Below are 21,110 nucleotides of genomic sequence, written 5' to 3'. Positions count from 1 at the left end.
GGTCAGGGACGACGCCGCGGCCAAGGGACAGATCACTCGTGAGCAGATCTCCGACGGCTTGCTGACCGCCGCGACGAGCAGGCCGGCCGACTCTCCCTATCTGGCGGGCCGGGGAGCCACCCCGCCCTCCACTGGACAGGTTGATCACGTTAGGTTTGCCCCGTTCAATCAGGGTGATCGAGCAGGTGAGGCACATGGCAGGACTCGAAGCGTTGAAGCAGCTGCTCGGCATGCCGTTGCCACGTCGGTGGTCACCCGCCGATTGGACCGAGGTCGAGAGCTATGTGGGGTCACCCTTGCCGAGCGACTTCAAGGCATTCTTGGACATCTACGGCACCGGCGTGATTGCCGAAGAACTTGTGGTCTTCCACCCCAACGGCTCCAGCCCGCTGCTGGAGCGCATGCGCCGCATCCACGAGAGCTTCGCCAACTCGCGCGAACGCCGCCCGGACGACTTCCCGCACCCGTTCCACCCCGAGCCGGGCGGCTTGATCTCCTGGGGCTACGACTATGGCGGCGACGAGCACTTCTTCCTGCCCTGCAACCCGGATCCAGACCGCTGGACGATCGTCACCATGGCCCACGAAGAGGGATGCGCGACCTTCGACGGCTCGTTCACCGAGTTCATCGTGGCGTTTATGGAACGGCTCGAGTTCATGGACGAAGACGGCAACATCGGTCCGGCTGTCCCCAGCTTCGAATCCTGCTGACGGACCGCCACTCATCACTGCGGGATCGTCGTATTGGCGCTGACAACGAGACTCGCAAATTAGAGGTGTCCCGCGGAGCAACTCTCCTGCCACCGACTCCGGGAGAACAGCTCAGCCTGATCTGACACCCCCGTCCAAGAGGAACCAAGCATCGTTTCGGCGCCCAACAGACTGCCGATAATGCAACCTATGGTGAGACCTTCTGGCTCTCACCTGCCGCAGCTGAGGTTGCGAACCGCAGGTCATCAGGACCAGTTCTCGCAAGGTTCAGTCGGACAGGACAGTGCCACTTCCGGTCGGCGACGACGGCGACACTGTGCGGGACGCGCAGGACGACACCCACCTCCGTGCGTACCCCTCGGACACCCCCGCACCTCCGAGCACGATCCGCGGACGGCCCGAACGCCGTCGTTCGGCGGGCACCCCCGGCCCCACCGACGCGACGCGCACCACCGGCGCCACCGACGCGACGCGCACCACCGGCGCCGAGCGGCCGGCGCCTCAGACGGGGAACGAGAACGCCCGGCCGCCGCCCTCCTTGACCGCCTCCACGGCCGCCTGATGCACGGCCCGGCCCACGTCCTCGTCGTCGGCGGGCACGGGGCTGCCCTGCACGGCGTACCAGTCGGTCGCCCCGGTGTGCTGCACGGTCACCTGCGCCAGGCCGTCGATCCACGTGGTGTGCACGGTCACGTCCCCCGTGATCGGACCACCTTCCGTGGTCATGACCCCGCCGGTGCCGGCGATGATCCCCTGAGTCGTCCACGTCGCCCAGGTGTCCATGGCGCCTCCGCAGCAGTCGTCGTCCCGGGCGGTCGCCGGGCAGCTCTCGTGCGTGTGTCCATCGTGTCCCCAATCCGGCGGGAGCACCCGTCGGCGCCCTGTCGCCGCCCGTGGGGCCCGTTCACCCGGTCGGGGCGCCGTCCGCGACGCGAAGCGCCGTCACCCCTCCCGTACGCGGGAGGCGCACCGGGAACGCCGCCGCGAGCAGCGGGAAGACGACGCCGGTCCACGTCGTGCCGTCGTCGGCGACTCCCGTTCGGCGATGTAGTGCATGGTCAGCCGGTGCCCGGCGGGGATGCGCATCGCGCCGAGCTCGGCGACGAGTCGGCGACGAGCAGGCCCGGGACGAGGCCGTGCGGGGTCGCGGCCCACTTCCCGACGCGCATCTGCGAGGTGGCGCTGAAGCCCGCGGGCGACGGCAGGCACCCGCGGAAGGAGCCCGCGCCTGGATGGGCATGTCGCTCACCGCATGCCCCTCACCGCATGTCCCTCCAGGCAGCCGGACGCCCCGCGCTCCGCCCACACGCCGGCCTCCCCCACCGGCCGCTCCCTCTGGAACGGCCGCAACGGCACCGCCGCCCCCGCCCGGACGGCGGCCCGCCAAGGACCCTACGATGTGACGTCCGGGTGGCCCGTGCCGTCCGGCCCGTTCGCTCCGCCCCATGTCAGCCCACACACGTCAGCCCCGCGCACGTCAGGCCCACCACGCCGCCGGAGGAATCCCATGGCCCCCGCCGCCCCCAAGCCGGAGATCCTCGCCGCGTTCGAGGCCGCCAAGGGCTTCATGCCCGTCGACGAGGGCCTCGCCCTGTACGCGGCGGCCGTGGAGGCCGGGGCGCTCGGGCTGCCGCTGCTGGAGGTCGGGACGTACTGCGGCCGGTCCACGATCCTGCTGGCGGACGCCGCGCGCGAGGCCGGAACCGTGGCCGTCACCGTCGACCACCACCGCGGCAGCGAGGAGCAGCAGCCGGGCTGGGACTACCACGACCCGGAGCTCGTGGACCCCGAGGTCGGGCGCATGGACACCCTCCCCGCCTTCCGCCGCACCGTGCACGCGGCAGGGCTGGAGGACCACGTGATCGCCGTCGTGGGACGGTCGCCGCAGGTGGCGAAGGTCTGGGGCCGCGAGGTGGGCCTGGTCTTCGTCGACGGCGGGCACACCGACGAGCACGCCGCGAACGACTACGAGGGCTGGGCCCCGCACGTGGCCGGGGGCGGCCTGCTCGTCATCCACGACGTCTTCCCCGACCCGGTCGACGAGTGGACCGGCCAGGCGCCCTACCGGATCTATCTGAGGGCGCTCGCCTCCGGCGCGTTCACCGAGGTGTCGGCCACCGGCTCGCTGCGGGTGCTGCGGCGCACTGGCGCCGGAATCTGAGGTACCGCCCCCGTCATCCCCTAGCATCGCGACGTGCCGTACGACCTGAACCAGCCGCCCCCGCCCCGGCCCCGCCTCCTCGCGTCCCGGGCCGGAGCCCGCGGCGCAGCCGTCCTCGCCGTCGCCGCGCTGACGGCGGTGACGCTCGCCGGCTGCGGCGGTTCGGGCGGCCCCGGCACCGCGCCCGCCCCCGGCGGCCCGGAGAAGACCGGCGCCGCGCCGTCCGCCGCGCCGCCGTCCGGTGCCGCCCCCGCGGGCGGCGGCACCTCGGCACCCCGGGGCCCGGACGCCCCAGATGCCCCGGACACCCCGGACACCCCGGAGACGCCCTCCGGGGACGCCAAGCCCTCCACTCCGGGCAGGGGTCCGCTCGCGGGCAGGGTCGTCGTGATCGACCCCGGCCACAACCCCGGGAACTTCCGGCACGCCCGCGAGATCAACCGACCCGTGGACATCGGGACGAACCGCAAGGAGTGCGACACCACGGGCACGTCCACCAACGACGGTTACACGGAGGCCGCATTCACCCTCGATGTTTCACACCGTCTTCGCACCCTGCTGGAGAGGCAGGGCGCAACGGTGCGATTCACCCAGGACGGCGACCGGTCGTTCGGCCCCTGCGTGGACGAGCGGGCCCGTATCGGCAACGAGGCCGGAGCCGACGCGGTGGTCTCGATCCACGCCGACGGCTCGGGCAGCGGCAACCGCGGCTTCCATGTGATCCACCCCGCCCCGGTGAAGCGCGGTGCCGCCGACACCACCGGGATCGTCGGCCCGTCCCGCGAACTGGCGGAGCGCATCGCCGGGAAGTTCGTGCGGGCCACCGGCAGCGCGCCCGCCAACTACGTCGGCGGCGCCACGGGGTTGGACGAGCGCGGGGATCTCGGCGGACTGAATCTGTCGACCGTTCCCAAAGTGTTCGTCGAGTGCGGGAACATGCGTGACGCGAAGGACGCGGCCCTGCTGAGGAGTTCGCAGTGGCGCCAGAAGGCGGCGCAGGGGATCGCCGAAGGCATCAGCACCTATCTGCTGGGGTAGACCAGGGCGGTAGACCGGGGCATCAGCACCTACCGCCCGGGGCTGACGGGACAGACGATAGATTCGTCTCCGCCGGGGACGGGGGTCTCACACCGGTTCTCACCGGCACCCGTACGATGGGGCCACCCCCGAGCCTCCGCGCGTGCACCGCCGACCGGCGGCACCGACGACCGCCACGACGAGACGCAACCGACTAAGGACTACACGTGAACATCCGCTCCCTCACTCGAGGCGATGGCGTGGTGATCGGAGCAGCGGTGGTGCTGTTCATCGCCTCGTTCCTCGACTTCGTCAGCGTCGACTGCCCGAGCGGCGTCGACTGCTCCTCGGCGGACCTGCCGAACGCCTGGGACTCGCTGGGCACGGTGATGTCGATCTACCTCGGCGGGATCATCGCCGCGGGGCTGATCGTCGTCGGCCGCGCCATGCCGGGGCGCAAGGTCGTGGGCCTGGACGTCGCGCAGTTCGGCGTCGCCCTGAGCGTCTTCGCCCTCTGGACGATGTTCTGGACGCTCCTCGACATCAACGGCGACGCGGGCGCGGGTGCGATCCTCGGCCTGCTCGGCACCCTGCTGCTGGCCGCGGGCGCGATCGCCACTCCGCTCGTCCCCGCCCTCAAGGCCCCCCTGGTCGGCGCGCCCAGGCCGCAGACCCCGCAGCCCTACGGCGCCCAGCCGCAAGGCGGTTACGGCTACCCCGGCGCCCAGCAGCAGCCCTACGGGGGCCAGCCGGGGCAGCAGCAACCGTACGGGGGCCAGCAGCCCGGCGGCCCCGCGCAGGGGCAGCCGCAGGGCGCCCCGGCCCCGGAGTTCTCGCCGTTCTGGTTCGCGGTGCCGGTGGCCCGGCCGCTGTACGCGGAGGACGGCTCCCCGACGCCGATCGCCGAACTGGCGCCCGGCACCTGGTACCTCGCGGTCGACCAGCGCGGCCCGGCCCTGGTGGCGCAGACGCAGGACGGCCGGCGCGGCGTCCTGCAGGACACCACCGGCATCCAGCGCGGCTGACCCGCCGTTCACCCGGCGCACAGCGCGGCCCCTCGCCCTTCCGGGCGGGGGGCCGCTGCCGTACAGTCGTCCACCAACAGCGAACTGACGATACGTCAGAACCGCCGGAGAGGGGCTGAGGTCATGCGGCTCGGACTCGCACTCGGCTACTGGGGGCGCGGCCCGGACCCCGCGCAGACCGACCTCGCCGTGGAGGCGGAGCGGCTCGGCTACGACTCCGTGTGGACGGCCGAGGCATGGGGCTCCGACGCGTTCACCCCGCTCACCTGGATCGCCGCGCGGACCACGCGGATCCGGCTCGGCACGGCGGTGGCGCAGATGGCGGCCCGCACGCCCACGGCCACGGCCATGCACGCGCTCACGCTCGACCACCTCTCAGGCGGGCGGATGCTCCTGGGACTCGGGCTGTCGGGACCGCAGGTCGTCGAGGGCTGGTACGGACGGCCGTTCCCGAGGAGCCCACTGACGGCGACCCGGGAGTACGTGGACGTCGTCCGCCAGGTCCTGCGCCGCGAGGGCCCCGTGGAACTCGACGGCCGCTTCCACGCCCTCCCGTACAGCGGGGAGGACGGCACCGGCCTCGGCAAGGCGCTCAAGCCGATCACCCACCCGCTGCGGGCCGGGCTGCCGGTGCTGCTGGGGGCCGAGGGCCCGAAGAACATCGCGCAGACGACCCGGATCGCGGACGGCTGGCTGCCGCTGTACTGGTCGCCGCTGCGGACGGACGTCTACGAGGCGTCGCTCACCGAACTGCCCGAGGACTTCATGATCGCGCCGATGGCCCGTGCCCACGTCTGCGACGACGTCGCCGAAGGGCTGCTCCCGGTCAAGGCGATGCTGGGCTTCTACATCGGCGGCATGGGCCACGCCGCCCGCAACTTCCACGCCGATCTGATGGCGCGCATGGGCTACGAGGCCGAAGCCCGGCACATCCAGCGGCTGTTCGCCGAGGGCCGCCGCGAGGAGGCGGTGCTCGCCGTACCCGACGCCTTCGCCGACGAGATCTCGCTCGTCGGGCCGCGGGAACGCGTCGCCGAGCGGCTGGAGTCATGGCGCAAGGGCCCGGTTACGGACCTGCTGGTGACGGCACCGGATCCCCGCACCCTGAGGGTCCTGGCGGAGCTGAACGGCTGAGCACCGCCGCCCGCAGAGCGGCGCCGTCCGCCGGGACGGCGGGGCGCGCCGCCTCCGGCACATGTGCTCGCGAGGCGACAGCACCGGGGAGCGTCTGGAACCACCTCGACGTGACCGCTCCGGGAGGGGCCGCCTCGTACCGGGCGTGGACCGGACGAGCCGACGACTCCGCGAACGGGCGGGCCGGACGACGCGTATCAGGCGGCGCCGGACGGTCCCGACGGGCGGCGCGTACGCAGGGCGGGGCCCCAACCCGAACCGAGCGACTCCCGCAGGGCCCGGCCGACCATGCGGCCCTCGCGAAACCCCGGCCCGATCCTGCGGCTCTCTCGGGGCCGCCGCCACTCCTGGTGCGGCGTCAGGCGACGTTCGCCCCGCCACTCGGGCGAATCCCTCCCGGGTTTGGTTCAACGGAGAACGGCAATCCGGTTGCCATGTCTCCCCGCAGAAGTGGTAGCAACCAGGCGGCGACGATCATCATGGTGGTCGCCGATGTGATGGCCGTCATCATCGGCCTGTGGATCCTGATGTACCTGCTGGACGCGAACCGCGCCAACGACCTGGTCATCCTGATCCGGGACGTGGCCGGCTGGCTCGCCGGCTGGTCGCACGACCTGTTCACGTTCGACGAGGCGTGGGCACGGGTCGTGGCGGGCTACGGTCTCGCCGCGCTCGTGTACCTCTTCGTCGGACACGCCGTGGCGGGGCGGCTGCGCCGCCACCGCTGACCCTCTCCCCGCGCGTGCCGGGCCGCGGACCCAGGGCCGACGACGGACCTACCGACAGCACTCCGTCCCGCGCGGCCGGAGGCGGACCCACGGCCGACGACGGACCTACCGGCAGCACTCCGGTTCGAGGCCGCGCGGCAGCCGCTCCCCGCCGAACACCGCGGTGGTCGCCTCGTCGCCCCCCAGGGCGGCCACCGCGAGCAGCAGCGAACCCGCCGTCCAGGTGGTGAGCTCCTCCGGCCACACGGCGCGGTCGCCCTCGAAGACGTAGCCCGTCCAGTACATCCCGCCCTCGGCGCGCAGGTGCTGGACGGACTGCAGGATCTCCAGCGCCCGGTCGGACTCCCCCACCGCCCAGAGCGCCAGGGCCAGTTCGCAGCTCTCCCCGCCCGTCACCCACGGGTTGGGCAGTACGCACCGCACGCCGAGCCCGGGGACCACGAAAGCGTCCCAGCCCGCGTCGATCCTGGCCTTCGCCTGGTCGCCGGTGACGGCGCCGCCGAGGACGGGGTAGTACCAGTCCATCGAGTAGTGGGACTTGTCGAGGAAGCGCTCCGGGTGACGGCGGATGGCGTGCCCCAGGGCTCCGGTCGCCAGCTCCCAGTCCGGCTGCGGTTCCTCGCGCTCCTCGGCGATGGCGAGGGCGCAGCGCAGCGCGTGGAAGACGGACGAACTCCCGGTCAGCAGCGCGTCGTCGACCGCCGCCCCTCCGTCCTCCGGTGCCTCCCGCTTCCAGCCGATCTGGCCGCCGGGCTGCTGGAGGCGGAGCACGAACTCGATCGCCGCGTGGACGGAGGGCCACATCCGGTCCAGGAACACGTCGTCGCCGGTCGCCAGGTAGTGGTGCCAGACCCCGACGGCCAGGTAGGCGCAGAAGTTGGTCTCGCGCCCCCGGTCGGTGGGCCGGTCGGCCTCGCCGTCGTGGTACGCGGCGTACCAGGAGCCGTCCTCGTTCTGATGGCGTGCCAGCCACTCGTAGGCGCGGGTCGCCGCGGAGTGCTCGCCCGCCGCGTCCAGCGCCATGGCGGCCTCGGTGTGGTCCCACGGGTCCAGATGGTGTCCCCGGAACCAGGGGATCGCCCCGTCCTCGCGCTGGACGGCGAGGATGCCGGCGACGGTCTCGGCGGCCTGCTCGGCTGTGAGGACCCCGGGCAGGACGAGGTGCTCGGTACGCCCTTGGCGGCGCCAGGGCACGGTCACGCGTCGACCCCGGGCAGGTGCGGCTTGGTCGCGTACACCACGAAGCTCTTGCCGACGAGCGGGTTCAGCGCCTGCTCGGCGACCCTGGTGAGCAGGGGCTTCTTCATGATGTCCCAGACGAGGAGCTTGTGGTACGCGCGCACCGGCAGCGCCTTGTCGTTGTCGACGCCGAACGCGCACTTCAGCCACCAGTACGGCGAGTGCAGCGCGTGGGCGTGGTGGGTGCCGTACGGTTTGAGGCCCGCCTCGCGGATCCTGCCGAGGAGTTCGTCGGCCCGGTAGATGCGGATGTGACCGCCCTCCACCTCGTGGTACTCGTCGGACAGCGCCCAGCAGATCTTCTCGGGGCCGTAGCGGGGCACGGTCACGGCGATCCGGCCGCCGGGCTTGAGCACCCGGACCATCTCGGCGAGGACGCCCTTGTCGTCAGGGATGTGCTCCATCACCTCGGAGATGATGACGACGTCGAACGACTCGTCGGGGAAGGGCAGGTTGAGCGCGTCGCCCTCCATCGCGGTGGCGCTCGCGCCCTCGGGCGCCTCGCCGGCCTCCTTCATCGCCGCGAACCATCTGGCGACCTCGCGGATCTCCTCGGCGTTCTGGTCGAGGGCCACGACCCGGGCTCCGCGCCGGTAGCACTCGAACGCGTGCCGCCCGGCACCGCAGCCGAGATCGAGCACACGGTCGCCCGGGGCGAGCGGAAAGCGGGTGAAGTCGACGGTCAGCACGAGGTCTGCCCTTCCGGGTGGGTCACGGCGCCCTCGCTGGGGGCGCGCCTTGCAGATGGTGCGGACCCGCCGTCCGCACCCGCGGAGCGGGTCCTCGCCCGCGGTGCGGAACGCCGGGTGTTCATCGGGCACCGGCCGCGGCCGGGCGTGCCGCGATGGCCTCGCGGTAGAGCTCCGCCGTGCCCTGGGCCGCACGGGTCCAGGTGAACCGGGACAGGACGCGGTTCCGCCCGGCCGTGCCGATGCGGCGGCGCAGTCCCGCGTCCCCGAGGAGCCGGCCGAGCGCGCCGGCGAGGGCGTGGGCGTCGCCGGGCGGCACGGCGAGGCAGGTTTCGCCGTCGGCACCGGTGACCTCCGGGATGGCGCCGCCGGTCGTGGCGACCAGCGGGGTGCCGGTGGCCATCGCCTCGGCGGCCGGCAGCGAGAACCCCTCGTACAGCGACGGGACGCAGGCCACCTGGGCGCTGCGTACGAGGTCCACCAGCTCCTGGTCGGAGATGCCCTTCACGAACCGCACGGCGTCCTCGAGGCCGTACCGCCCGATCATCCGGGCCACGGGTCCGTCCTCGGCGCGCTTACCGACGACGACGAGATGCGCGTCGGGCTGCTCCGTACGGAGCTTGGCGAGCGCCTCCACCAGGAACACCAGGCCCTTGAGCGGCACGTCGGCGCTCGATGTCGTCACGATCCTGCCGGGCACCTCGGCGACCGACGGGTCCGGCGAGAAGAGGCCGGTGTCGGCGCCGACGTGCACGACCCGCAGCCGCTCGGGACGGACGCCCAGGTGCTCCACGATCTCCTGCTCGGACGAGCCGGAGACGGTGAGGACGGAAGGCAGCCGGCGCGCGACCCGCTTCTGCATCCGGGTGAAGCCGTACCAGCGGCGCACCGACGCCCGGCGGCGCCAGTTCTGCGCGGCGTCGAGTTCGAGCTGCCGGTCGACCGTGATCGGGTGGTGGATGGTGGTGACGAGCGGTGCGCCGAGGTCGCCGAGCAGTCCGTACCCGAGGGTCTGGTTGTCGTGGACGACGTCGAACTCGCCCCGGCGCGCGAGCAGATGGCGTCGTGCGCGCAGCGAGAACGTCAGCGGCTCCGGGAAGCCGCCCGTCCACATCGTGGCGACCTCGACCCCGTCGATCCAGTCGCGGTACTCGCCGCGCCCCGGGGTGCGGAAGGGGTCGGGCTGCCGGTACAGGTCGAGACTGGGCAGCTCCGTGAGCGGCACACCCTCGTCGAGCACGGGGAAGGGCTGGGCGCCGATCACCTCGACGCTGTGGCCGAGGCGGGCGAGCTCCCGGGACAGATGGCGTACGTAGACGCCCTGGCCCCCGCAGAACGGGTTGCCCTTGTAGGTGAGGAGCGCGATGCGCAGCGGTCGGTCATCGGCACCGGACGCACCCCGACGGGGCCCGGCCGCTATGGCCTCAGCGGTCACCTACGGCCCCCTTCTCACTCCACTTTCGCCGGAGCGTAACCGCTCGCGCTAATCTAGAACAAGTTCCACACTTGATCGTTCTTGATCGCTCAAGGAGCATCGAATCTACCGGCAGGTAGCGCTGCTGTAAGGCCTGGATCAGGTGATTCGCGCCACGGCGCGGAGCCCTGCCATGCTGGCCCTCCGGCAGCTCCCGGAACGGAAACGCAGCACGGATCCGGACAGCGGGCCGGGAAGGGCCCCTGGACCGGGGACGGGGACGGAAGAGATGAGCGCGGAGACCAGGCCGGCCGTTCCGGCGACCCCGCCCCTGACGGAGCGCCAGGAGGCCAGGCGCCGCCGCATCCTGCACGCCAGCGCGCAGCTGGCCAGCCGGGGCGGCTTCGACGCCGTGCAGATGCGTGAGGTCGCCGAGGCGGCCGGTGTCGCGCTCGGCACGCTGTACCGCTACTTCCCTTCCAAGGTGCACCTGCTCGTGGCCACGATGCAGGACCAGCTCCAGCATCTGCACACCACCCTGCGCAAGCGCCCGCCGGTCGCGGACAGCGCGGCGCAGCGGGTGGCCGAGACCCTGATGCGGGCGTTCCGCGCGCTGCAGCGCGAACCGCACCTCGCGGACGCGATGGTGCGTGCGCTGACCTTCGCCGACCGCAGCGTCAGTCCCGAGGTGGACACGGTCTCGCGCCAGACCACGGCGATCATCCTGGACGCGATGGGCCTGGAAGACCCGACGCCCGAACAGCTCTCCGCCGTCCGGGTCATCGAGCACACCTGGCACTCGGCCCTGATCACCTGGCTGTCCGGTCGCGCCTCGATCGCCCAGGTGAAGATCGACATCGAGACGGTCTGCCGCCTGATCGACCTCACGGCCCCGGGAAGGCAGCCGGGCCGGCGGACCGGCTGAGGCGAGGAGCGGCGGACCGGTCGAGGCGAGGGGCGGTGGACCGCCCAGGACCCGACCCGGCGGACCGGCCGAGGCGAGGGGCGGTGGACCGCCCGGGACCCGACCCGGCGGACCGGCAGACACCCCGACACCCGAAACGGCCGGAACCCCCCTCGACAGAACCGCAGCGGCACAGGCCGACCGCCCGGCAGAAGCGAGGCACGGCGGACCGCCCGGGACCCGACCCGGCAGACCGGCAGACACCCCGACACCCGAAACGGCCGAGGCCAGGAGCGGCCGGTCGGACGAGGCGCCGAGCGGCGGACCGGCCGGAAGCCGGCTCAGCAGACCGCCCGGAGCCCGCTCCAGCTCCGCCCGATCGCGACCTGCCCCGACCATGCGCCGAGGATGCGGCCGGCCTCCTCCAGCGGCGCCGCGAGCGCGACTTCCTGCGCCCCGGCGTGGACGCTGTCGCCCTCGTACTCGACGGTCCCCTCGCTGCAACATCCGCAGTGCAGGACGAAACCGCTCTTCGGCTCCGCGCCGAAGCCCTCCTCCGCGAACAGCCCGACCAGGGCGTGCACATCCGCCGCCTCGGCGGCGTTCACGGTCACCACCAGCGTGGGCAGGGGCGAGGGCTCGAAGAGGACCAGTTCGTCGAAGACGGCGATCCGCTGCCCGTCGACCACGCGCTCCCCCTTCGGCTCCCCGTCGTGCACGACGACCTCGCCGAACCGCCGGCCGCCGGTGAAGGGCACGCTGAGCACCTGCGCCCGGGTGGGGCAGAGCCGCCGGGCCCACACGACCTCCTGCCCGCCGTCCGTCTCCAGCCGCACGCAGGCCATGCCGAAGGCACCGTCGACGTCGATCGGCCCCTCCCCCTCCGGCACCGGGACGCCGAAGCCCTCCCAGGCGTCGCGGGCCACCTCCCACTCGCGCAGGACCGTCGCCGCGATACCCAGGTTCCAGAACGCCGGATCGCCTTCTCCGCGCGGCGCCCGGGCCGCGGCCTCCCGCCCCAGCGCGTAGGCCTTGGGCCAGTCGCGCAGGAACTTGTACGCGAGGGCCGCGTCGTACCACCACACGCCGCCGGCCTCCTCGTCCGGGAAGTGGGCGAGCACCTGCTCGTAGGTCTCCGCGCACTGCCGCCACTCCCCGGCGTCGAAGGCCTGCCGGGCACGTTCGATCAGCCGCCTGGCCTCTGCTCTCTCCATGTTCCCCGCCCTGCTCCCGGTACCGGACCGCAGGAGGCTACTCCTCGGGCGGGAACACCGCCTCACCGCTGCCCGGCAGCCGGATCGAGATGGCCTCGACCGGGCAGCCCTCCGCCGCGGCGAGGATGTCCTCGTTCGCGTCGGTCTCCGGTTCGGTGGGGTGCGACTGGCGGGCGGCGTCCAGCTTGAAGCCGTCCGGCGCGTTGCTGACACACATCCCCGAACCGATGCACACACCACGGTCGACCTCGACCTGCCAGCGGTCACCCATCAGCTCTCGCTCCCGTATCCCGACGGCAAATGAACCATTTTGTGCTCAAAGTACTCGCCGTACCCCTCGGGACCGAACTCCCGACCCAGCCCGGAGTTCTTGTATCCGCCGAACGGGCCAAGCATGTCGAGGCTGAACGTGTTGACGTTGTACGTCCCGGTCCTGACCCGCCGCGCGAAGTCGATGCCGTGCTCGACGTCGGCCGTCCAGACGCTGCCGCTGAGCCCGTACTCGGAGTCGTTCGCGATCGCGGCGGCCTCGCCCTCGTCGCCGTACGGCAGCAGGCAGACGACGGGTCCGAAGATCTCCTCGCGGGCGATCCGCATGGCGTTGTCGACGCCGCCGAAGAGGGTCGGCTCGACGTACCAGCCGCGGTCGAGGCCGGCCGGGCGGCCGCCACCGGCGAGGACCTTGGCGCCCTCCTCCTGGCCGAGCGCGATGTAGCCGAGCGACCTCTGCTGCTGGCGGCTGGCGACGAGCGGACCGACCTGGGTCGCCGGGTCCAGCGGGTCGCCGGTCACCAGGGCCCCGGCCGCCGCGGCGAAGGCGTCGGCGAACTCGTCGTAGCGGGGGCGCGGGACGAGGATGCGCGTCTGGGCCACACACGCCTGGCCGTTGTTCATCCAGGCCGCCGGGACGATTCCCTGGACGGCCGTCTCCAGGTCCGCGTCCGGCAGGATCACCGCGGCGGACTTGCCGCCGAGTTCGAGGGTGACGCGGGTGAGGTTGCGGGCGGCGACCTCCATCACGCGCCGGCCGGCAGGGACCGAGCCGGTGAAGGAGACCTTGTCGACGCCGGGATGCCCGACGAGGTACTCGCTGACCTCGCGGTCGGCGGGGAGGATCGACAGCACGCCCTCGGGCAGGCCGGCCTCGCGGACGATGTCGGCCAGGATGTAGGCGTCCAGCGGGGTCTCGGGCGAGGGCTTCAGGACCACACCGCAGCCGGATAGCAGGGCGGGCGCGAGCTTGGCCGCGGCGACGAACTGCGGGACGTTCCAGGGGACCACGGCGGCGACCACGCCGACCGGTTCACGCAGGACGAGGAGGGGGCCGAGGACTCCGCCGCGCCGCTCCTCGTAGGTGAAGCCGCGGGCGACGGTGATGGCCGCGTCCCAGACCATCATGGCGCCGAGCGCCTGGGCCAGGACGCTCCAGGAGTACGGCGATCCGTTCTGGGAGCTGATGGAGCGGGCGATCTCCTCGTGCCGTGCGGCGATCGCGTCCTTGATCCTGCCGACGACCTCGATGCGCTCCTCGAGCGGCGTCCTCGGCCAGGGCCCGCGGTCGAAGGCGGCACGGGCGGCCGCGACCGCCCGGTCCACGTCGGCCCGCGAGGCGTGCGGGACGCGTCCGATGACCTGCTCGGTGTGCGGCGAGACCACCTCGATGGTGTCCGCGCCGAGGGGATCGACCAACTCCCCGCCGATGAAGAGTTTCCCGTGCTCCACCAGTTCGGACATGACGACTGCCTCCCGCGGCCCCGGCTCTCCGAGCGCTCCATTTTTCTGACGGCATTTCAGATTGGCCAACCGCCTGAACAGATACCAGTTCCCGCCGGAGGAGTCCACGGCCGGAACCCGCTCCAGGGAAGCAGGGGCGCGTGTGCGGACCGGCGCTCCAGGGAAGCAGCGACGCGGGCGTGAACCGGCGCTCCCGGGAAGCAGAGGCGCGGGCGCGGACCGGCGCTCCCGGCCCCGCACCACCGCCGAGCCCTTTGCAATGAAGTCGACTTGGGCGACCATTGGAACGGGTTCTCGTTCTTGGGCCCGGCCGGGAGGATGGGGAGCCGATGACGCGGGTGACGGAGCACGGCGGCGGTGTCTGGTCCCTCAAGGTCCCCATCCCGGACAACCCCCTGGGCCACACGCTGGTCCACGTCCTGGACACCGGCCGCGGGCCCGTCCTCGTCGACACCGGATGGGACGACCCCGCGTCCTGGACGGCGCTCTCGGACGGCCTCGCCGAACTGGGCCTCGCGGTGGCCGACGTCCACGGCGTGCTCGTCACCCACCACCACCCGGACCACCACGGGCTGTCCGGCAGGGTGCGCGAGGCGTCCGGCGCGTGGATCGCGATGCACGCGGCCGACATCGCCGTCGTCCGCCGCACCCGGGAGGCCCGGCCCGGGGCCTGGCTCGACTACCTGGCCGGGAAGCTCACCGCCGTCGGCGCGCCGGAGGAGCACCTCGCCCCGCTGCTCGCGGCCCGCGAGCGCGGCCGGATGCGAGCCCTCCCCGGGCTGCGGGTGGCCCTGCCCGACCGCGAGATCGCACCCGGCGAGCTGCTGGACCTCGCCGGGCGGAGGCTGCGGGCGATCTGGACTCCCGGTCACACGCCCGGCCATGTGTGCCTGCACCTGGAGGAGGAGCATCCGGCGAACCTCCCCGGCCGCGGCCGCCTCTTCTCCGGCGACCATCTGCTCCCCGGCATCAGCCCGCACATCGGCCTGTACGAGGACCCCGACGACTCCGCGGTCACCGACCCCCTCGGCGACTACCTGGACTCGCTGGAACGCGTCGGCCGCCTCGGCGCCGCCGAGGTGCTCCCGGCGCACCAGCACGCCTTCACCGACGCCCCGGCACGGGTCCGGGAGCTCCTCGCCCACCACGAGGAGCGGCTGACCGGGCTGCTGTCCCTCCTCGCCGCACCGCTGACCCCCTGGCAGCTGGCGGAGCGCATGGAGTGGAACCGGCCGTGGGACGAGATCCCCTACGGCTCCCGCACCATCGCCGTCTCGGAGGCCGAGGCCCATCTGCGCCGCCTGGTGAAACTGGGCCGGGTGGAGGCGGTGCCGGGCAGCGCCCCGGTGGCGTACACCGCGGTCGGCTGAGCCGGAGTGCGAGGGCTGCGTGAGCACGGCTCGGGTCGAGGCCCGCCCGAGCCGGACCCTCGACCGCCGGGCCGCGCCGACACCCGAGCCGGACCCGTCACGCCGGCCACCCCCGGCCCCGCCCGAGCCGGACCCTCGACCACCCGGCCCCGCCGACACCCGAGCCGGACCCTCGCACAAGCCACCCGGCCCCGCCGAGATCAGCGCGAGGCCCGGTGGGCGGGGCCGCCGAGGGCCTCCTGCCCTACCCGGCCGACCGTCCCGAGGGGCGGGGATTACGGGCCGGTAGAGTGTGCGAGTCGTCATCACACCCGTACGGGGGGAAGCCGGTGCGAATCCGGCACTGACCCGCAGCCGTGAGCCGCCGTCGCAGGCGGCGAGTCGGAATGCCCCGTACCGGCCGTGACCGGCTCGTGCCATCGGGACCGGCCCGCTGGCAGGCACCGTCGAGGAATACGGGGCCGGAGCCTGGTACCCCAGCGTGCCTGTGCCCGGCTCCCCGCAGGAGAGGCCCAGCCCGCCATGTCCGTTCGCCGCAGCGCAGCAGCGCTCGCCGCCGCTTCCGCCGTGTTCTGCGTGGCCGCTGCTCCGGCAGCGACGGCCGCCCCCACCCCCTCCCCCTCGGCCGCGCTCCCGGCCGGGCTCTACGGCACGAAGGACCCGACCTACGACGGGGTGTGGCGGCAGTCGCTGGCCCTGCTCGCCCAGGACGTCGCCAAGACCGTGCCCGCAGAGCAGGCCGTCGGGTGGCTCACCGGGCAGCAGTGCGAGAACGGCGGCTTCGCCTCCTACCGTGCGGACGCGTCCAGGCCGTGCGACGCGAAGACGATGCTGGACACCAACGCCACCGCGGCGGCGGTACAGGCCCTGCGTGCCCTCGGCGGCCACGGGGACGCCGTGAACAAGGGCCTCGAGTGGCTGAAGTCCGTGCAGAACGAGGACGGCGGCTGGAGCTACAACCCCGGCATGCCGTCCGACGCGAACTCCACGTCCGTCGTGATCGGCGCCTTCGCCGCGGCCAAGGCGCGGCCCGGCGAGGTGAAGTCGAAGAGCGGCAAGAGCCCGTTCGACGCGCTGGTCACGTTCGCCGTGCCGTGTGCGGACAAGGCCGGCGGCGGTGCGTTCGCCTACCAGCCGGACAAGGCCGGAAAGCTCCTCGCCAACGGCGACGCCACCGCGGCCGCCGTACTCGCCGGGCTGGGCCGCGGCCTGGTCGTCTCCGGCCCGGAGCCGGACGGCGGCCGCGCCGCCTGCGCCTCCCCGGCGAAGGCCACCCCGGAGCAGTCGGCCCGCAACGGCGCCGCGTACCTGGCCGCGGCACTGGCGAAGTCCGGCCATCTGGACTCGCCGCCGATGCCGGGCGCCGCCGACCCGGCCCCGCTCCCGGACTTCGGCAACACCGCGGACGCGGTCCTCGCGCTCTCGGCCGCCGGGCACGGCGACAAGGCGGACAGGGCGGTCCAGTGGCTGGGGAAGAACTCCGCCGCGTGGGCGAAGGAAGGCGGCCCGGCGGCGTACGCGCAGCTGATCCTCGCCGCGCACGCCCACGGCGACGACCCGCGGGACTTCGGCGGCGCCGACCTCGTACGGCAGCTCAACGCGACCGGTCCCGCGCCGGCCTCCACCACCGAGCCGCCGGCTCCGCGGACGAAGAGCGACGCGGGCGAGGAGCACAAGGGCGGTGACAGTGCCGGGATCTGGTGGATCGTCGGCGCCGGCCTGGCGGCCGGTGCCGGCATAGGCATCCTGATCAGCGGCCGCCGGAAGAGCAAGCAGCAGTGATGCGCAGGCGACTGACCGCGCTCCTCCTCGCGCTCGGCGCCGTGCTCGCGGTGCCGGGCGTGGCGGGGCAGGCGCAGGCGCAGGCGGCGGGCTACCGGTACTGGTCGTTCTGGCAGTCCGGCGGTACCGCCTGGGTCTACGCCACGCAGGGACCGGCCACGGCGCGGCCGGCCGACGGCTCGGTGGACGGATACCGCTTCTCCGTCAGCGCGGACTCGCAGGACTCGGCGAAGCCGCGTACCGCCCCCTCCTTCTCGCAGTTGTGCGCGGACACGCCGGCGAAGCCCGGCACCAAGCGGGTCGGGGTCGTGATCGACTTCGGTACCGAGGCGGACGCGCCGTCCGGTGAGAAGCCCCCGTCCCCGTCGGCGTCCGGCTGCGCCGCGGTCCCCTCGGACGCCACCAGCGCGGAGGCCCTGGCGGCGGTGGCCAAGCCGCTCCGCTACAACTCGGACGCGCTGCTGTGCGCGATCTCCGGTTACCCGAGGACGGGCTGCGGCGAGCAGGTCTCGGCCGGGGATCCGGCACCCGCGGAGTCCGGCGCCTCCGCCCCGCCGGCCGGGAAGCCCTCCGGGGCGGTCGGCGGCGAGGCGGCCGGCGGGGGCCCCACTCTGGGGCTCTTCGCGGGCATCGCGGCCGTGCTCGCGCTGGGCGGGGCGGCGTTCTGGCAGTCCCGCCGCCGCGGATGACCCGGACGCCCGTGCCCGCGCAGGCGGACGACCCCGCGAAGCCGCACGGACGGCGGCGTCCCGTCCGGCTGCTGGGCGGTGTCCACGCCCGCCCCGGCGACCGGGAGCCGGGCGCGGACAGGGGCTCCGGAAGCGGTCCGGTCGACGGCCCCGGGAACGACCCGGGCGCGGACACGGGCTCCGGCGAAGGTTCCGGCAACGGCCCGGACGACGGCACCGTCAGCGGCCCCGGCACGGACACACGCTCCGGCCACGGCCACGGAAACGGCCCGGACGACGGGAGCCACGAGCGCGGCGCCGCGCCCTGCGGCAGTCGGCCGTCCGGCCGGTCCCCGCAGGAGCGCCGGCCGCTGCGCGGTGCCCTGCGGGCGCCCGCCGCCGGCCGGAGCAACGCGCTGCACGCCGGAGCCTGGTGGGTCTGGGCGCTCGGCCTAGCCACGGCCGCTTCGCGGACGACCAACCCCCTCCTCCTCGGCCTGCTGGTGGGCGTCGCCGGGTACGTCGTGGCGGCCCGGCGCACGGACGCCCCCTGGGCCCGTTCGTACGGCGCCTTCGTCAAGCTCGGCCTCGCCGTGATCGCGATCCGGCTGGTGTTCTCCGTTGTCCTCGGTTCGCCCATCCCGGGCACCCGTGTCCTGCTCACGCTGCCCGAGGTGCCCCTGCCGGACTGGGCGCAGGGCGTCAGGGTCGGCGGCCGGGTGACGGCGGAGCAGATGGTGTTCGCGCTGTACGACGGGGCGAAGCTGGCGACCCTGCTGATCTGTCTCGGCGCGGCGAACGCGCTGGCGAACCCGGCCCGGCTGCTGAAGTCGCTGCCGGGCGCGCTGTACGAGGCGGGGGTCGCGGTCGTCGTCGCCATGACGTTCGCGCCGAACATGGTCGCCGACGTGCTCCGGCTCCGCACCGCACGGCGGCTGCGGGGCCGTCCGACGGGCGGGGTGAAGGCCGTCCTGCAGATCGGGCTGCCGGTCCTGGAGGGCGCGCTGGAGCGTTCGGTCGCGGTCGCCGCGTCCATGGACGCGCGCGGCTACGGCCGTACCGCGCAGGTTCCCCCGGCCGTGCGACACACCACCACCGCACTCACGCTCGGCGGACTGCTCGGCGTGTGCGCCGGTTCGTACGGGCTGCTCGCCGCGGAGGGCGCGGGCTACGGCCTCCCCGTGCTCCTCGGCGGGTTCGCGGCGGCGCTGGGCGGGCTGTGGCTCGGTGGACGGCGCCAGATGCGCACCCGGTACCGCCCGGACCGCTGGGGTCCGAGGGCGTGGCTGGTGGCCGGGTCCGGTGTCGTCGTGGCGGCGCTGATGATCCGCGCGGGCGCCTACCAGCCCGGTGCACTGCATCCCGGTGTCGTACCCCTGACCGTGCCCGCCCTGCCGCTGTGGCCCGCCGCGGCGGTGCTGGTGGGCCTGCTGCCCGCGTTCGTGGCGCCCGTGCCGCCGAAGGAGTCCACGTCATGATCCGCTTCGAGAACGTCTCGGTGACGTATGGCGACGCCGCGGCGGCGCCGGCGGTCTCCGGGGTGGACCTCACCGTCCCGGAGGGCGAACTCGTCCTGCTGGTCGGGCCCTCGGGAGTCGGCAAGTCGACACTGCTGGGGGCGGTCTCCGGGCTGGTGCCGCACTTCACGGGCGGCACGCTGCGGGGCCGGGTGACGGTCGACGGGCGCGACACCCGCACCCACAAGCCGCGCGAACTCGCCGACGTCGTCGGCACGGTGGGCCAGGATCCGCTCGCGCACTTCGTCACCGACACGGTCGAGGACGAACTGGCGTACGGCATGGAGTCGCTGGGGCTGGCGCCCGCCGTGATGCGCCGGCGGGTCGAGGAGACGCTGGACCTGCTGGGGCTGGCGGAACTCCGCGACCGTCCCCTCGCGACGCTCTCGGGCGGGCAGCGGCAGCGGGTCGCGATCGGGTCCGTGCTGACCCCGCACCCGAAGGTGCTGGTCCTCGACGAACCGACGTCCGCGCTCGACCCCGCGGCGGCGGAGGAGGTGTTGGCGGTGCTCCAGCGGCTCGTCCACGACCTGGGGACGACGGTCCTGATGGCCGAGCACCGTCTGGAGCGGGTGGTGCAGTACGCGGACCGGGTCGTGCTGATGCCCGCGCCCGGCGAGCCCCTGGTGTCGGGCGCCCCCGCCGACGTCATGTCCTTCTCCCCGGTCCGCCCCCCGGTCGTCGCTCTCGGCCGCCTCGCGGGCTGGGCCCCGCTCCCCCTCTCCGTCCGTGACGCCCGCCGCCACGCGGGCGAACTGCGCGCCCGGCTGGCGGGGGTGACGCCGGCAGCCGCGCGGGGCACACGCCCTTCGGCGCGCGGGGAGGCGGCCGGGGAGCCCGGGCCCGCGGCACCCGTCTCGTCCTCCGCCCGCACGGCGGACGGCACGGACACGACCGGCGGAGCCGCGCCGGGCCCGGCGCGTGCCGATGTCTCCGGCCCCGCGGTGGGCGGGCGGCGGACCGCCAGAGGACGAGGGCCGGCCGCCCTGGTCCCGTGGTTCGGGCGAGGGCGGGCCCGAAAGGTCGAGCCGGCCGGGGAGTACGACCCGGCGGTGCTCGTGGAGGCCGCGCGGCTCGGGGTGCGGCGCGGTCGGATCGAGGCGCTGCGGCGGGTCGATCTCGTGGTCGCGCCCGGAGAGACCGTCGCCCTCATGGGCCGCAACGGCGCCGGGAAGTCGACGCTGCTGGGCAGCCTCGTCGGCATGGTCGAGCCCGCGTCGGGCACGATCCGGGTCGGCGGGAGCACCCCTCACCGCACCCGGCCCGCCGAGCTGGTGCGGCGGGTCGCGCTCGTCCCCCAGGAGCCGCGGGATCTGCTGTACGCGGACACGGTCGGGGCCGAGTGCGCCGCCGCGGACGGGGACGCCGGGGCCGCGCCCGGGACCTGCCGGGAGCTGGTCTCCGCGCTGCTCCCGGGGGTGGCGGACGCCAGCCATCCCCGGGATCTGTCCGAAGGACAGCGGCTGGCGCTCGCCCTCGCGATCGTGCTGACCGCCCGTCCCCCGCTCCTGCTGCTCGACGAGCCGACCCGCGGCCTCGACTACGCGGCGAAGTCGCGACTGGTCACCGTGCTGCGCGGCCTGGTGGCCGAGGGCCACGGCATCGTGCTGGCCACGCATGACGTGGAACTCGCCGCGGAGATCGCGGACCGTGTGGTGATCCTCGCGGGCGGCGAGGTCGTCGCGGACGGACCGACGGCCGACGTGGTCGTCTCCTCCCCCGCCTTCGCCCCTCAGGTCGCCAAGATCCTCGCCCCGGAGCCGTGGCTCACCGTCGCCCAGGTGGAGGCCGCCCTGTGAGCACC

At 73.8% G+C, this 21,110-nt stretch carries 19 protein-coding genes and 1 riboswitch; of the genes, 12 read left to right on the top strand and 7 right to left on the bottom strand.

Annotated features, from left to right (window positions below; all coding sequences use genetic code 11):
- Positions 1-194: 194 nt before the first annotated feature.
- Positions 195-710: an SMI1/KNR4 family protein gene (locus FEF34_RS27755; protein WP_138055580.1), complete on the top strand. Its 516-nt coding sequence runs from the start codon at positions 195-197 to the stop codon at positions 708-710.
- A 501-nt stretch (positions 711-1,211) separates the two neighbouring features.
- On the opposite strand, the gene FEF34_RS27750 is transcribed toward FEF34_RS27755, so the two are convergent.
- A complete protein-coding gene (locus FEF34_RS27750) occupies positions 1,212-1,493 on the bottom strand; it encodes a hypothetical protein (protein WP_138055579.1) in 282 nt (93 codons plus the stop codon).
- Positions 1,494-2,217: 724 nt separating this feature from the next.
- Here FEF34_RS27750 and FEF34_RS27740 point away from each other — a divergent pair.
- From FEF34_RS27740 to FEF34_RS27720, 5 genes are all read left to right on the top strand, one after another.
- Positions 2,218-2,871 carry a class I SAM-dependent methyltransferase gene (locus tag FEF34_RS27740; protein ID WP_138055577.1) on the top strand — a complete coding sequence of 218 codons (654 nt, stop codon included), beginning with the start codon at positions 2,218-2,220 and terminating at the stop codon, positions 2,869-2,871.
- A gap of 33 nt (positions 2,872-2,904) precedes the next feature.
- Positions 2,905-3,909, top strand: coding sequence for an N-acetylmuramoyl-L-alanine amidase (locus tag FEF34_RS27735; RefSeq protein ID WP_138055576.1), 1,005 nt, complete (start codon positions 2,905-2,907; stop codon positions 3,907-3,909).
- A gap of 206 nt (positions 3,910-4,115) precedes the next feature.
- Positions 4,116-4,913: a DUF5336 domain-containing protein gene (locus FEF34_RS27730; RefSeq protein ID WP_171053113.1), complete on the top strand. Its 798-nt coding sequence runs from the start codon at positions 4,116-4,118 to the stop codon at positions 4,911-4,913.
- 123 nt (positions 4,914-5,036) lie between these two features.
- Complete coding sequence (locus FEF34_RS27725) at positions 5,037-6,047, top strand: LLM class F420-dependent oxidoreductase (protein ID WP_138055575.1); 1,011 nt, start codon at positions 5,037-5,039, stop codon at positions 6,045-6,047.
- 434 nt (positions 6,048-6,481) lie between these two features.
- Entirely contained in the window at positions 6,482-6,775 is a 294-nt protein-coding gene (locus tag FEF34_RS27720; RefSeq protein WP_138055574.1) for a hypothetical protein, read from the top strand.
- 105 nt (positions 6,776-6,880) lie between these two features.
- Here FEF34_RS27720 and FEF34_RS27715 read toward each other — a convergent pair whose 3' ends face one another.
- From FEF34_RS27715 to FEF34_RS27705, 3 genes are all read right to left on the bottom strand, one after another.
- Complete coding sequence (locus FEF34_RS27715) at positions 6,881-7,975, bottom strand: prenyltransferase/squalene oxidase repeat-containing protein (RefSeq protein ID WP_138055573.1); 1,095 nt, start codon at positions 7,973-7,975, stop codon at positions 6,881-6,883.
- On the bottom strand, positions 7,972-8,703 hold the full coding sequence (locus FEF34_RS27710) for a class I SAM-dependent methyltransferase (RefSeq protein ID WP_138055572.1): 732 nt from the start codon (positions 8,701-8,703) through the stop codon (positions 7,972-7,974). Before FEF34_RS27710 ends, FEF34_RS27715 begins: the two co-directional genes overlap by 4 nt.
- 121 nt (positions 8,704-8,824) lie before the next feature.
- Positions 8,825-10,138 (bottom strand): glycosyltransferase family 4 protein, encoded by a 1,314-nt coding sequence (locus FEF34_RS27705; protein ID WP_138055571.1) that lies wholly within the window; start codon positions 10,136-10,138, stop codon positions 8,825-8,827.
- Positions 10,139-10,406: 268 nt separating this feature from the next.
- Here FEF34_RS27705 and FEF34_RS27700 point away from each other — a divergent pair, with 268 nt between their 5' ends.
- Positions 10,407-11,042, top strand: coding sequence for a TetR family transcriptional regulator (locus FEF34_RS27700; RefSeq protein ID WP_138055570.1), 636 nt, complete (start codon positions 10,407-10,409; stop codon positions 11,040-11,042).
- 320 nt (positions 11,043-11,362) lie between these two features.
- Here the strand turns inward: FEF34_RS27700 and FEF34_RS27695 are convergent, their stop codons facing one another.
- Genes FEF34_RS27695 through FEF34_RS27685 form a run of 3 tightly spaced genes read right to left on the bottom strand, consistent with a single transcriptional unit; the run spans position 11,363 to position 13,969 of the window.
- A complete protein-coding gene (locus tag FEF34_RS27695; protein ID WP_138055569.1) occupies positions 11,363-12,235 on the bottom strand; it encodes a tetratricopeptide repeat protein in 873 nt (290 codons plus the stop codon).
- A 37-nt stretch (positions 12,236-12,272) separates the two neighbouring features.
- Positions 12,273-12,506, bottom strand: coding sequence for a ferredoxin (locus tag FEF34_RS27690; RefSeq protein WP_138055568.1), 234 nt, complete (start codon positions 12,504-12,506; stop codon positions 12,273-12,275).
- On the bottom strand, positions 12,506-13,969 hold the full coding sequence (locus FEF34_RS27685) for an aldehyde dehydrogenase (protein WP_138055567.1): 1,464 nt from the start codon (positions 13,967-13,969) through the stop codon (positions 12,506-12,508). The genes FEF34_RS27690 and FEF34_RS27685 overlap by 1 nt, the downstream gene beginning before the upstream one ends.
- A 329-nt stretch (positions 13,970-14,298) precedes the next feature.
- Between FEF34_RS27685 and FEF34_RS27680 the strand changes: the two genes are divergently transcribed.
- The 5 genes from FEF34_RS27680 to FEF34_RS27660 all read left to right on the top strand — a co-directional run bounded on the left by FEF34_RS27680 (position 14,299) and on the right by FEF34_RS27660 (position 21,105).
- Positions 14,299-15,339 carry an MBL fold metallo-hydrolase gene (locus tag FEF34_RS27680; protein ID WP_138055566.1) on the top strand — a complete coding sequence of 347 codons (1,041 nt, stop codon included), beginning with the start codon at positions 14,299-14,301 and terminating at the stop codon, positions 15,337-15,339.
- A gap of 272 nt (positions 15,340-15,611) precedes the next feature.
- Positions 15,612-15,748, top strand: a riboswitch (cobalamin riboswitch).
- Positions 15,749-15,861: 113 nt separating this feature from the next.
- Positions 15,862-17,121, top strand: coding sequence for a prenyltransferase/squalene oxidase repeat-containing protein (locus tag FEF34_RS27675; protein ID WP_138055565.1), 1,260 nt, complete (start codon positions 15,862-15,864; stop codon positions 17,119-17,121).
- Positions 17,121-17,810: an SCO2322 family protein gene (locus FEF34_RS27670; protein ID WP_138055564.1), complete on the top strand. Its 690-nt coding sequence runs from the start codon at positions 17,121-17,123 to the stop codon at positions 17,808-17,810. The genes FEF34_RS27675 and FEF34_RS27670 overlap by 1 nt, the downstream gene beginning before the upstream one ends.
- 350 nt (positions 17,811-18,160) lie before the next feature.
- Positions 18,161-19,267: an energy-coupling factor transporter transmembrane protein EcfT gene (locus tag FEF34_RS27665; protein WP_138057758.1), complete on the top strand. Its 1,107-nt coding sequence runs from the start codon at positions 18,161-18,163 to the stop codon at positions 19,265-19,267.
- A complete protein-coding gene (locus FEF34_RS27660; RefSeq protein WP_138055563.1) occupies positions 19,264-21,105 on the top strand; it encodes an ABC transporter ATP-binding protein in 1,842 nt (613 codons plus the stop codon). Before FEF34_RS27665 ends, FEF34_RS27660 begins: the two co-directional genes overlap by 4 nt.
- The last annotated feature ends 5 nt before the right edge of the window (positions 21,106-21,110 follow it).

It is taken from the genome of Streptomyces marianii (assembly GCF_005795905.1).
Classification (GTDB): domain Bacteria; phylum Actinomycetota; class Actinomycetes; order Streptomycetales; family Streptomycetaceae; genus Streptomyces; species Streptomyces marianii.
Note: the sequence above shows the minus strand (reverse complement) of the source record. Positions and strands in the feature narration are given on the sequence as shown.